This window comes from Mycobacterium sp., assembly GCF_044223235.1.
Classification (GTDB): domain Bacteria; phylum Actinomycetota; class Actinomycetes; order Mycobacteriales; family Mycobacteriaceae; genus Mycobacterium.
The window spans coordinates 433489-445323 of record NZ_JBGAME010000002.1; the positions used below are offsets into that span (position 1 = coordinate 433489).

Below are 11835 nucleotides of genomic sequence, written 5' to 3' on the forward strand. Positions count from 1 at the left end.
GGAAGTCCGATGACCCGCACCGCGCTTCGTATCTGTCCGTTCTGCGAGGCCACCTGTGGTCTCGCGCTCACCGTCGACGACACCGCCGGCCGGGTGACCGGGGCGCGCGGCGACCGTGACGACGTGTTCAGCGCCGGGTTCATCTGCCCGAAGGGCGCGAGCTTCCCCGAACTCGACGCCGACCCTGACCGTCTGCACCGCCCGCTGGTCCGCAGGGACGGCGGCCTCGCCGATGCCACCTGGCACGAGGCGTTCGCTGCGGTGGCCGACGGTCTCGGTGCCGTCGTGCGCGCGCACGGCGGCGCTTCGGTCGGCGTCTATCTCGGCAACCCCAACGCCCACACGATCGCAGGCAGCCTCTACGCGCCGCTGATCATCCGTGCGCTGGGCACCCGCCACGTCTACTCCGCCAGCACGCTCGACCAGATGCCCAAACACGTCGCGCTGGGCTACATGTTCGGCAGCCCCATCGCATTCACGGTTCCCGACCTCGACCGCACGGATCATCTCGTCGTCATCGGCGCCAATCCGCTGGTCTCCAACGGCAGCCTGGCCACCGCCGCCGACTTCGGCGGAAAGCTCAAAGCGTTGCGCGCCCGGGGCGGACGTCTCGTCGTGATCGACCCGGTCCGCACCCGCACCGCGGCGATGGCCGATCGCCATCTCGCGCCCCGGCCCGGCACCGACGCCGCGCTGCTGTTCGCCGTCGTGCACGTGTTGTTCGACGAGGATCTGGTGGCACCCGGGCTGGGCGGGCTGGCACCGCATGTCAACGGGCTCGACGAGATCCGCGAGCTGGCGGGCGGTTTCGCCCCCGAAGACGTGTCCGCGCATTGCGGGCTGCCCGCAGAGGACATCAGGGTGCTGGCCCGCGAACTCGCCGCCGCGCCCTCCGCGGCGGTCTACGGGCGGATCGGCACGTGCACGGTCGAGTTCGGCACCCTGGGCAGCTGGCTGATCGATGTGATCAACGTCCTCACCGGCAATCTGGACCGGCCGGGGGGTGTCATGTTCCCACTGTCTCCGGTGGCGCCCGCGCCGCGACCGCCGCATCAGGGTCGCGGATTTGTCACCGGGCGGTGGCGCAGCCGGGTATCGGCCTACCCGGAGGTGCTCTCGGAGTTGCCCGCGCCCGCCCTCGCCGAGGAGATCGACACCGAGGGCGACGGCCGGATCCGGGCGATTATCACCGTCGCGGGCAATCCGGTGCTGTCGGCCCCGGACGGCAGGCGGCTGGCCCGGGCGCTGGGCGGCGTGGACTTCATGGTCAGCGTCGACCCGTACCTCAACGAGACGACCCGCTACGCCGACGTGATCCTGCCGCCCCCGCCGCCGTCGCAGAGTGCGCACTTCGATGTCGCGCTGAACAATCTGGCGATCCGCAACACCGCCCGCTATTCCCCGCCCGCGCTGCCGACGGCGGCCGGGCGCCCCGACGAGCCTGAGATCCTGTCCCGGCTGGCGCTCATCCTCTACGGCGCGGGGCCCGACGCCGATCCGGCGCTGGTCGACGAGCAGGTCATCGCAGCCGCGATGGCCAAGGAGGTCGCTGACCCGAATTCACCGATCGCCGGACGGCCGGTCGACGAACTCGTCGCGATGCTGCCGTCCGCGCCGGGCTACGAGCGGCGGCTGGACATGATGCTGCGTGTCGGCCCGTACGGGGATGCGTTCGGCGCCAAGCCGGACGGGCTGACGTTGCAGCGCCTCGCGGAGTGGCCGCACGGCGTCGACTTCGGGCCGATGCGCCCGCGGCTCACCGAGATGCTGCGGACCCCGTCGGGCCGGGTCGAACTGGCCCCGGCTGCGCTGGTGGCCGACGTCGGCCGGTTGCGCGACTCGCTGTCCCGGCGGCCGGGCGCCTTCGTGCTCGTCGGACGCAGGCACCTGCGGTCGAACAACAGCTGGATGCACAACCTGCCCGCTCTGGCCGGCGGCACCAATCGTTGCACGCTGTTCATCAACCCGCGCGACGCCGAGGAACTCGGGCTCGGTGACACCGCCGTGGTGAAGGGTGCGGGCGGTGAGCTGACCGTCTCGGTCGAGGTGACCGGCGACATCCGCCGCGGTGTCGTCTCGCTGCCGCACGGCTGGGGCCACGGCCAGGACGGCACGCGGCTGGCGGTGGCCGCCCGCCACCCCGGTGTCAACGTCAATCAGCTCAACGACGGCACCGCGCTCGACCCGTTGTCGGGCACGGCGGTGCTCAACGGGGTGCCCGTGGAAGTGTCGCCGGCGCTTACGTGAGCTCCCAGACGGCGGTGACGCTGAAGCCGACGGTCTGCTGTCCGGGTTCGAGCGGCACCGCTTCCATCGCCGCACGGGGCATCGGCGCGGGGACGGGCGGCCCGGCGCCGGGCGCCTCCGATATCGACAGGATCTTGCCCAGGGTCAGGCCGGACAGCTCCGCGTACTGCTCGGCGCGGCTCTTGGCATCCTCGAAGGCCCGGCTGCGTGCGTCGCGGATCAGCTGGGAATCGTCCTCGATCGAGTAGTTCACCGAGTTGATCCTGGTGGCGTCCCCGCCGGTCTCGGTGATCAGCGCCAGCGCCTCGGATGCTTTGTCGAGCTGACGGATCCGCACGTCGATCGAGTTGCTCGCGCGGTAGCCGGTGATGGTGCTGTCCTGGCCGCCGAACTGCGGCTGCAGGCTGACCTGTGTAGTGCTGATGTCCTGGCGCTGGATGCCGCTGCGCACCAGGCCGTCGATCACCGCCCGCTGCCGCTCGCTGGCCTGATCCATCGCCGCGGTCGCGTCGGGGGCGATGAACTCCATCGAGACGTTGGTGGTGAGCGTGTCGGGGCTGCCCTGGACCTCGCCGGATCCCACCACGGTGACCTGACGGGTTTCGGTCGCCGGCGCGGTGGCCGGTCCGGATGCCGCGTCACACGCCGCCAGCGCGGCGATCGCCAGCCCGCAAAGCAGGACGACTCGGGTGCGGGAGGCGCGGAGAAGCACTCCGGCGGTGCGGGCTATCGGCATGCCTGGCACCGTACCCGCCGGCCGAAGCGCCGACGGCGGCTTGCGGCCGTGTTCGCCGTCAGCGTGATCGGTCGCTGCGGCCCACCCGTCGGTGAACTAACGTCCACCAGGTGCTGGTCCTGGACACCGCCGGCCTCGCCAAGGCCGATCGCGCGGATGCGCTGCGGGAGGCCATGCGCACCGCGGGGGTGCCCGCGAACGTGACCCCTTTGCAGACCTCCGACGTGCACACCCGGCTGGATCTGTGGAACCTCGACGGTAACGGCACCACCCTGATGAGCAGGACGGGCACGGGGGTGTGGCTCGAGCGCACCGCCAGGCAGGTGCGGACGGCCGATCCCGATCGGATAGGCCTGACGCTGCTTCCCCCGGGGGAGTGGACGTTCCACCAGTTCCGCACCGACCACGCCGCGAGCGGATCGCCGCGGCTGGTCCTCGTCTATCAGGGCGCCGCCTACGACCACCGGCGGCTGAGCCGCGGCACCACGATCGCGGTGAACATGGACCGATCCGTCCTGGACGTCCCGGTGGACACCGTGATCCGCGCCGGCCGCAACCTCGGCGAGGCCAGCCCACTGCATTCCCTGGTGTGCAGCTACCTGGTAAGCCTGTCGAAGACGGCGGGCGACAGCCCCGGAGCGCTCGTGCATATCGCTGCGACGACGGTGCACCTCATCCGCGCCGTCATCTGCGCCGCTGCCGGAGACGGCAGGCAGCGGGACTCGCTGGCGGCCAGCCTGGGCGAGCGCATCCGGATGTACATCGAGGCGAACATCACCGACCCTGACCTCGGTCCCGACCGTATCGCGGCGGCACACCACATATCGGTGCGTCATCTCTACAACCTCTGGCGCGCCCAAGACGTCACGGAGCTGAGCCTGGCCAACTGGATCATCAAGCGCCGACTCGAATCTGCACGGCGTAGGCTGGCCGATCCTGCGTCCGCGCACCTCACGGTGGCGGCGATCGGCCGGGCGTACGGGTTCACCGATCCGACGCATTTCGCGCGCCGGTTCCGCGCGGCATACGGTGAGACGCCGCGTGATTGGCGGGCGCGCCAGTAGACCGGCCCGGCAGGCGGCTCAGCATTTTGAGACCACAACCGTGCACGCACAGCCGATGTGACGACGCCGTCGACGGATAGGTTCGGAGGCGATGCCGATGCTGACGGTCCTCGACGGGACCGAGATCCACTACAAGGACTGGGGAACGGGCAGACCCGTACTCCTCAGCCACGGCTGGCCGCTGGGCGCCGACAGCTGGGAGGCCCAGCAGCGGCTCCTGGCCGGCCACGGCTACCGGGTGATCGCGCACGACAGGAGGGGACACGGCAGGTCATCGCAGCCGTGGGGCGGTAACGAGATGAACACCTACGCCGACGATCTCGCCGCGCTGATCGACCACCTCGATCTGTGTCAGCTGACACTGGTCGGATTCGGTACGGGCGGTGGCGAAGTCGTGCGCTACATCGGCAGGCTCGGCACGTCGCGGGTGGCCCAGCTCGCCCTGGTGGCCGCGGTGCCGCCGTTTCTGCTCCGCGGTCCGGACAACCCCGAAGGCTTACCCGTCGCGGTGTTCGACGCCCTGCGCGAGCGATCGCTGGCGGACCGGTCGCAGTGTTACCGGGACCTCGCCGACGGTCCGTACTACGGAAACAACCGCCCGGGTCAGCTGCGCTCGCGGGGCGTGCGCGACGCATTCTGGGCGCGGGGGTTGCAGGCGGGTGCGCAGAACGCCTACGAATGCATCGCGGCGTTCTCGGCGACCGACTTCCGTGCCGACCTCGATGCCGTCGACGTGCCGACGATGGTGATCCACGGCGACGACGATCAGATGATCCCCATGGAGATCGCGGGCAGGAAATCCGCCGCACGCATCGCCGATGCCGAACTCGTGGTGTATCCCGGTGCGCCACACGGCATTATTGACACCCACAAGGAGCGGCTCGGCGCTGACCTGCTCACCTTCGTGAACCGATTCTGACAAGGAGAAGCTGTGGCCGCCCCGGACACGATCGTTCTGGTACACGGACTGTGGATGACCCCGAGAAGCTGGGAGCATTGGGTTTCGTACTACGAGGCCAAGGGATTCCGGGTGCTCGCACCCGCGTATCCCGGCTTCGAGATCGAGGTCGAGGCGCTGCGCGAGAATCCCGACGTCATCGCGAAACTCACCGTCCCTCAAACCGTTGACCACCTTGCGGATATCATCGGCGCGCTCGGCAGCCCGCCGATCATCATGGGCCATTCGTTTGGCGGCACAATGACCCAGCTGCTCGTCGATCGCGGTCTTGGCGCGGCGGCCGTGGTGATCGACTCCGCGCCCACCGAGGGTGTCAGGGTCAATCCGCTCTCGCAGGTGCGGTCGTTGTTCCCCGCGCTGAAGAACCCGGCCAACTACCACCGGGCGGTCGCGTTCACTCCCAAGGAGTTCCACTACGCCTTCACCAATACGCTCTCCGAGGAGGAGTCGAAGGAGGTCTACGACCGGTATGCGATTGCCGCACCGGGTAACTGGGTGTGGGCCTATGGGCTGATCGCGAACTTCAAACCCGGCCATCAGGAGACGTGGGTGGACTACCGCCGAGACGACCGCGCACCGTTGCTGTTCATCGCGGGGGGCTCCGACCACATCATGCCGCCTGCGGTGAACAAGTCGAATGCCAAGCACTACCATGGGTCCGCCGCACACACGGACTATCACGAGTTCGCCGGCCGCGATCACTGGACGTGCGGTGCGCCCGGCTGGGAGGCGGTGGCCGACTATGCACTGGACTGGGCGCTTGCGCACGCGCGCTGAGGCCGGCGAATGCGCCTGACGCACATCGGTGGCCCGACCGTGCTGATCGAGATCGCGGGCTGGCGGATTCTCACCGACCCGACGTTCGATCCGCCCGGCCGTCGCTACACGTTCGGCTGGGGCACCTCGTCGCGCAAGATCGTCGGGCCTGCGCTTGCGGTGGAGGATCTCGGCGACATCGACGTCGTGCTGCTCAGCCATGATCACCACGCCGACAACCTCGACGATGCCGGGCGCGGCACCCTGACGGCGGCATCGACGGTGATCACCACCGTCCCCGGGGCTTACCGATTGGGTGCCGACAATATTCGAGGATTGGACAATTGGTCGTCGACCAGTGTGCGCGGCGAGGGCAGGCCGACGCTGACGGTGACCGCGACGCCTTGCCGCCACGGACCCCGGTTCAGCAGACCTGTTGCGGGCAAGGTGATCGGGTTCGCGGTGACGGTGGAGGGGCAGGATGGCGCGGCGTTGTGGATGTCGGGTGACACCGTGCTCTACGACGGCGTTCGTGAGGTCGCCGACCGCGTGTCTGCCGATGTCGCGCTGCTGCACCTGGGCGGCGTGCGGTTCGGGTTCACCGGTCCCGTGCGCTATTCGATGACCGCCTCGGAGGCCGTCGAACTGATATCGGCGCTGCGACCGAGAACGGTCGTCCCGGTGCACTACGAGGGCTGGTCCCATTTCCGGGAGCCCGAAGCGACGATGCGTGCCGTCCTGGCCGATTCCCCTGTCGCGGAACGCATTCACTGGCTCACCCGCGGTGTGCCCGAAGATATTTGACCGACGGAAAGGAACTCTGACCATGACGGCTGTCAAGGACTCTGTCGCGTTGGTGACCGGGGCGAATCGCGGCCTCGGTGCGGCGATCGTCGCGTCGCTGCTCGACCACGGGGCGGGCAAGGTCTACGCCGCGGCGCGCAACCCGGACCAGGTCACCAACCCGGCCGCGGTGCCGGTCGCCCTCGACGTCACCGACTCTGAGAGCGTCGACGATGTGGCCGCGCGCTGTTCGGACACCACCATCCTGATCAACAACGCCGGGGTGGCCCGCCCGGGGCCGTTGGTCACGCTGAAGGGCGCGACCGATGAGATCCTCACCAATTACCTGGGGACGCTTCGCGTCTCGCTCGCGTTGGCGCCCGTGCTGGCGGCCAACGGCGGCGGTGCCATCGCCGCTGTGCTTTCGGTGGCGTCGTTCGTCAGCAGGCCGCCGCTGGTCACCTACAGCGCGTCCAAGGCGGCGGAGTGGCAGCTGATGAACGGCCTTCGGCAGCAACTCAAATCGCAACACACCCAGGTGACCGGTGTGCACGTCGGCTTCATCGACACCGAGCTCGCTGCCGAATTCGCCGATGCACCCAAGCATTCCGCGCGCGACGTCGCCGACGCGATCGTCGAGGCGATCGATACAGGACGGGACGAGCTGCTGTTCGACGATTTCACCCGCGCCGTGAAACGCGCGCTTGCCGAGGATCTCAGCGTGCTCTACCCGGATTGAGACGGCTCCGAATCGGTCAGCGCCGGTTCAGCCACCAGATGCGGGAGGCCAGCAGAGTGGCGAACGCCGTCCACAGCGGATAGGCGACCAGCGGCGCGGCGGGCGCTCCCCGGGCCGCGAGGGCCCGGCGGGACAGGTCTGTGCTGCTGGCCGTGAGGGCGGCCGCCCCGACGGCCGATGCGCCCAGCCAGTGCCGTGAGAAGAACAGCCACGACCACCCAGCGTTCAGGACAAGGTTGACCGCCAGCGCTGTGATGTATGCCCGCGCACCGTCGCGGTCGCCCCGTTTGCGCAGCGCGTCGATGGTGTCGGCGGACACCACGGCGATGTCGGTGTACAGCACCGGCCACACCACGGGGAACACCTGCTGCGGCGGGTTGTACGGCGGTTTGCGTAGCCGTTGGTACCACGGCGACCGGGCCGACCCGCTGGCCAGGCTTCCCGTCACCGCGGCCGCCGCCACGGCGGCAGCGGTCTTACCCAACGTCTTCCCACGCATGTGAGACCTCCTCCAAGTGTCCTTTCCGGTTTACCGAATCGGCCAGGACCCATCCCACGGCAGGTGTGACGAAACCATGACGCTTGCCCGCGCCCACCTCGCCCCGGGCGGATGATGGCCGGGGGGTCGTGGACGGTGGCGGAGGGTGGCGGAGCGTGATGCTGCGAGTCGTGGCCGCGATGCTGGGCGTCGCCGCTGCACTTCTGGTAGGTCAAGCGGTGGCGCAGGCCGACACCGGCGAGGGCTCGACGTCGGCGACCACCTCAACGTCCGCCTCAACCGGTCCGGACCCCGGTGCCGCAGCCGACGGCGGCACAGCCCCGGCGGACACGTCCGACCCGCAACCGCCTTCGACGTCAGCCGACACTCGCTCCGCTGCCCCCGCAGTCGCGGTCGACAGACCGGCGATGCGCTTCTCGGCGCGCCCGATCGCGGTGCGCAACCCGGCCCGGACGTTGAGCCGTGCGGGGCACGATGCTTCGAACGCGCCCGGGGAAGATACCGATGTGGATGGCCGCGGGGACGCACCGGCGCGGCCGCGCGACGCCGACACCGATCGGGAAACCGCAGAGGGGACAGTGGAGGCTGACGCCGAACAGCGGTACCCGGGTCGGACGGCGGCCGCATCCGCGGATTCCGTCACCGCGGCACCGGCTCGACGACAGGCCCCGGCGGCGCTGCGCAGACAGATCCTGGACCGATCCCCCCTCCTGCGCACCGAATCCGCGCGGATCGAGCCCGCGCGGGAACCGATGAATCCGATCGATGCGGCCGGCTCGGTACTCATCGACGCGGTGGCCGCCGCCGTCCGGGTGTTCGACCCGCCGCCGACGATCCCGTCCACCAGCTCGGTCACCCGCGGTATGTCGACACTGGATGTCGGCTGCGGGTGCGGTCAGCAACTCGAAGCCGACTGGTACTTCCCGAATCAGCCCGAGGAGCCGGTAGGGACGATCTACCTCCAGCACGGGTTCCTGCGGTCGAAGAGCAACATGTCGGGGCTGGCGGTGCAGCTGGCCGAGCACACCAACAGCATCGTCGTCGTGCCCACCGTCTCGTCAAACCCGTTGGATCCCGACGGTTGCTGGATCAACGGGGATCCGATGCACCGGGCGGTGGCCAACCTGTTCAGCGGTGATCGCACCGCGCTGACCGACAGCGCCAGCGCCGCGGCGGGCCGGCCCGTGACGCTGCCGCGGCAGTATGTCATCGCCGGTCATTCCGCCGGTGGCAATCTCGCCGCAGCGGCCGCGGGTTACACCACCACCAGTGACGCCGTCGGCGACCTACGGGCGGTGGTGATGTTCGACGGCGTCGACAATGGCGGGGCGATCGCCTCCGCGGCGGGCCGGCTCACCGGCGCGTACGATCGCCCGATCTATCAGATCGCCGGGGAATGCTCGTCCTGCAACGCATTCGGCTCGGGCACCGTGGCGCTGACCGATGCGCGGCCGGACCGGTTCGTCGGGGTCAGACTTGAGGGCGGCACCCATGTGGATGCCGAAGGCAGCAGCGCCGGACCGCTCGCGTGGCTGGCGTGCGGTTACCCGCAGCCGCGCAACGTGGAGGCTGTGCCTGCCATCGCCGCGGGCTGGATCGTTGACGCCTTCACCGGATCGGACGTCGGCGTCTATGGCGAGCCGGGGCAGCGCATCCCCGTCGGCGGGGCGACAGCTGTCGTCCTCGGTTCCGCTGCGATGGCCGCTTGAGGGCGCGTCAGGGCCGCCCTTCGTCGGCGGGATCGGACGCTTCTGCCGCGTGTTCGGAGATCGCGTTGACGATGGCTTCGCCCGCGCGGCCCAGCAGCTGATCGCGCATGGCGCTGGCCCAGTCGTGCGAGGCGCGCGGAGCGATCAGCTGGCCGTTGAAGTGCGGGATCACCTCGCGGGCGAACAGCTCGTAAGAGTGATAGGTGGCCTGCGGTGCGGCCCAGTCGTGTCCGAGCAGCAGCAGGGTGCCGAATCCGCCGGACTTGTGCAGCAGGTCTCCGATGAACGCGATCGCATCGCCGGGGGTGCCGATGCAGCAGTTGCCCGTCGCTGCGTACCGCTCAACATAGTCGCGCGGGTTCTTCGCGCCGGGCCGCCCGGCCTCGTCCATCGAGGTGGGGGGCGGGGCGAAACCCGCGGAGCCGAAATAGTTGGCGAACGCCTCGAGCCCGTAGGTGCAGTCCTCGATCGCCTGGTCCCTGGTGTCGGCCAGATGCACGGTGGCCAGCACCCGCCAGTGGGCCCGGTCCGGCACGTCGCGCTGAGATTTCCCGGCCTGGTCGACGACGATGTCCCACGCGGATTCCAGGGCCGCGTAGCCACCGGGCACCGACATCGACAGCGACAGCAATGAGGTGCCCAGCGCTCCCGCCAGCCGCGGCCCGGACGGGGAGATCATCGCCGCGCAGGCGATCTCGGGATGCGGCCAGGTGTAGGGACGGATCTGCAGCTGGGCATCGCGCAGCGTGAACCAGTCGGAGTGCCTGCTGATGCGTTCGTCGGGTGCGGCGCGGAAGAGGGCGAGGATCGCCTCGAGCGACTCCCGCATCATCCGGCGCTGGTCGACGGGGTCGATGCCCATCATGTACGCGTCCGACGGCAATGCACCGGGTCCGGCACCGAAGACCACCCGGCCGCGGGTGAGATGGTCGAGCAGCACCCACCGGTCGGCAACCATCAGCGGGTGGTGGTAGGGCAGCGACACCACACCGGTGCCCAGCCTGATGTGCCGGGTCCGTTCGGCGGCGGCCGCGATGAACACCTCGGGGCACGAGATCAGTTCGTAGCCGCCGGAGTGATGCTCGCCGAACCACACCTCGTCGAACCCCAGCCGGTCCAGCGCCACCGTGCGTTCCAGGTCGTATTCGAGCGCGACGGTCGGGGACTGGCCGACGGCGTGGAACGGCGTGATGAACACGCCGAAGCGAAGCGGCGCCGTCATCGGAGATCCAGCCCGGACAGGAAGCCGAGCAAGGCCGCGTTGACCTCTTCGGGGCGCTCCTGCTGCAGCCAGTGGCCCGCGCCCTCGATCATGACCGCCCGGTAGTCGCCCCGGACGACGTCGCGCACCCGGTCGGTCGGCGTGAACGACTGCACCGGGTCGGCGGTGCCCGCGACATAGAGGGCGGGTGCGGTGATCGCGGTCGCAGGTGGGTGAGCGGTCAGCTCCCAATTGCGCTCATAGTTGCGGTACCAGTTCAGTCCGCCGGTGAACCCCGTCCGGCTGAACTCCGCGACGTAGTGCTCGAACTCCTCCTCGGTGAGCCACTCGGGAAGGGCCTGCGGCTCCGGCATCCCCGATACCCAGCCCCGCGCGCCCGGCCTCGCCAGCCACGCGGCACCGTGTGCCGAGCCGCCGACCAGCCTTCGCAGTGTTGCCCGGACATCACCGCCGAGGTCGGCGTCGGCCACTCCGGGCTGCTGGAAGTAGAGGATGTAGAAGAAGTGTTCGCCGAACCTCTTGCGCCATATCTCGGTCGGCGGAACGGGCGGTCGCGGAATCGGCGGCAGGCTCAGTCCGGCGACCGCGGCGACCCGGTCGGGATGCAGCAGCGGGAAAGTCCATGCGACGACCGCGCCCCAGTCGTGCCCGACGATCGCCGCCCGATCGGCATCCGCATGGTCCAGCAGGCCCGCGATGTCCCCGCACAGCGCCGCGATGTCGTAGTCCCCGACGGCGTCGGGTCGTGACGAGCCGCCGTATCCACGCTGGTCGGGGGCCAGTACGTGGTAGCCTGCCCCGGCCAGCGCCGGGACCTGACGACGCCACGAGTACGCGAGTTCGGGAAACCCGTGGGCGAGTACAACCAGCGGTGCGCCGCGGTCGCCGGCCTCGGTGACGCGGAGCGCAACGCCATTGGTGTCGATGAGCCGCTCGGTCGACGTCATCACTGTTTCAGCCAAGCACAGCGCGTCGGGTCCGGGAAGTGCGTTCCCTCCTCCGTCGGGCCCCATCGACGGTTCCCTCCTCCGTCGGACCCCATCGACCGTTCCCTCCTCCGTCGGGAACTGCGGATCGTTGGTCTAGCGGTAGCCTTAACAGGCCCAGCTGCGCAACTGGAAG

General features: G+C 69.6%; 11 protein-coding genes. 7 read left to right on the plus strand and 4 right to left on the minus strand.

Going from position 1 to position 11835, the window contains the following annotated elements:
* Positions 1–9 precede the first annotated feature (9 nt).
* Positions 10–2247, plus strand: a complete 2238-nt coding sequence (locus tag ADBZ6K_RS05115) for a molybdopterin-dependent oxidoreductase (protein WP_526344753.1) — start codon at positions 10–12, stop codon at positions 2245–2247.
* Here ADBZ6K_RS05115 and ADBZ6K_RS05120 read toward each other — a convergent pair.
* Entirely contained in the window at positions 2240–2983 is a 744-nt protein-coding gene (locus tag ADBZ6K_RS05120; protein WP_526344754.1) for an SIMPL domain-containing protein, read from the minus strand. The two genes, ADBZ6K_RS05115 and ADBZ6K_RS05120, sit on opposite strands and share 8 nt — an antisense overlap.
* Before the next feature lie 110 nt (positions 2984–3093).
* Between ADBZ6K_RS05120 and ADBZ6K_RS05125 the strand changes: the two genes are divergently transcribed.
* From ADBZ6K_RS05125 to ADBZ6K_RS05145, 5 genes are all read left to right on the plus strand, one after another.
* On the plus strand, positions 3094–4047 hold the full coding sequence (locus tag ADBZ6K_RS05125; protein ID WP_526344755.1) for a helix-turn-helix domain-containing protein: 954 nt from the start codon (positions 3094–3096) through the stop codon (positions 4045–4047).
* A 91-nt stretch (positions 4048–4138) separates the two neighbouring features.
* On the plus strand, positions 4139–4966 hold the full coding sequence (locus ADBZ6K_RS05130) for an alpha/beta fold hydrolase (RefSeq protein WP_526344756.1): 828 nt from the start codon (positions 4139–4141) through the stop codon (positions 4964–4966).
* 12 nt (positions 4967–4978) lie between these two features.
* Positions 4979–5782, plus strand: a complete 804-nt coding sequence (locus tag ADBZ6K_RS05135) for an alpha/beta hydrolase (RefSeq protein WP_526344757.1) — start codon at positions 4979–4981, stop codon at positions 5780–5782.
* A 9-nt stretch (positions 5783–5791) separates the two neighbouring features.
* A complete protein-coding gene (locus ADBZ6K_RS05140; protein ID WP_526344758.1) occupies positions 5792–6565 on the plus strand; it encodes an MBL fold metallo-hydrolase in 774 nt (257 codons plus the stop codon).
* A 22-nt stretch (positions 6566–6587) separates the two neighbouring features.
* The gene (locus ADBZ6K_RS05145) at positions 6588–7283 is read left to right on the plus strand and encodes an SDR family oxidoreductase (protein WP_526344759.1); all 696 of its coding nucleotides are present in this window, start codon (positions 6588–6590) and stop codon (positions 7281–7283) included.
* Positions 7284–7299: 16 nt separating this feature from the next.
* Here ADBZ6K_RS05145 and ADBZ6K_RS05150 read toward each other — a convergent pair whose 3' ends face one another.
* Complete coding sequence (locus ADBZ6K_RS05150) at positions 7300–7782, minus strand: TspO/MBR family protein (RefSeq protein ID WP_526344760.1); 483 nt, start codon at positions 7780–7782, stop codon at positions 7300–7302.
* Between the two features lie 155 nt (positions 7783–7937).
* Here ADBZ6K_RS05150 and ADBZ6K_RS05155 point away from each other — a divergent pair, with 155 nt between their 5' ends.
* Positions 7938–9491, plus strand: coding sequence for a hypothetical protein (locus ADBZ6K_RS05155; RefSeq protein WP_526344761.1), 1554 nt, complete (start codon positions 7938–7940; stop codon positions 9489–9491).
* A 7-nt stretch (positions 9492–9498) separates the two neighbouring features.
* On the opposite strand, the gene ADBZ6K_RS05160 is transcribed toward ADBZ6K_RS05155, so the two are convergent.
* Both ADBZ6K_RS05160 and ADBZ6K_RS05165 read right to left on the minus strand, forming a co-directional pair.
* Entirely contained in the window at positions 9499–10713 is a 1215-nt protein-coding gene (locus ADBZ6K_RS05160) for an LLM class flavin-dependent oxidoreductase (protein ID WP_526344762.1), read from the minus strand.
* Positions 10710–11663 (minus strand): alpha/beta fold hydrolase, encoded by a 954-nt coding sequence (locus ADBZ6K_RS05165; protein WP_526344895.1) that lies wholly within the window; start codon positions 11661–11663, stop codon positions 10710–10712. The genes ADBZ6K_RS05160 and ADBZ6K_RS05165 overlap by 4 nt, the downstream gene beginning before the upstream one ends.
* Positions 11664–11835 lie beyond the last annotated feature (172 nt).

What these genes read in the sequence shown, in the direction of transcription:
- ADBZ6K_RS05140 (WP_526344758.1), top strand. Translation starts at nt 5,792, where the DNA reads ATGCGCCTGACGCACATCGGTGGCCCGACCGTGCTGATCGAGATCGCG.
- ADBZ6K_RS05120 (WP_526344754.1), bottom strand. Translation starts at nt 2,983, where the DNA reads ATGCCGATAGCCCGCACCGCCGGAGTGCTTCTCCGCGCCTCCCGCACC.
- ADBZ6K_RS05145 (WP_526344759.1), top strand. Translation starts at nt 6,588, where the DNA reads ATGACGGCTGTCAAGGACTCTGTCGCGTTGGTGACCGGGGCGAATCGC.
- ADBZ6K_RS05150 (WP_526344760.1), bottom strand. Translation starts at nt 7,782, where the DNA reads ATGCGTGGGAAGACGTTGGGTAAGACCGCTGCCGCCGTGGCGGCGGCC.
- ADBZ6K_RS05115 (WP_526344753.1), top strand. Translation starts at nt 10, where the DNA reads ATGACCCGCACCGCGCTTCGTATCTGTCCGTTCTGCGAGGCCACCTGT.
- ADBZ6K_RS05160 (WP_526344762.1), bottom strand. Translation starts at nt 10,713, where the DNA reads ATGACGGCGCCGCTTCGCTTCGGCGTGTTCATCACGCCGTTCCACGCC.
- ADBZ6K_RS05130 (WP_526344756.1), top strand. Translation starts at nt 4,139, where the DNA reads ATGCCGATGCTGACGGTCCTCGACGGGACCGAGATCCACTACAAGGAC.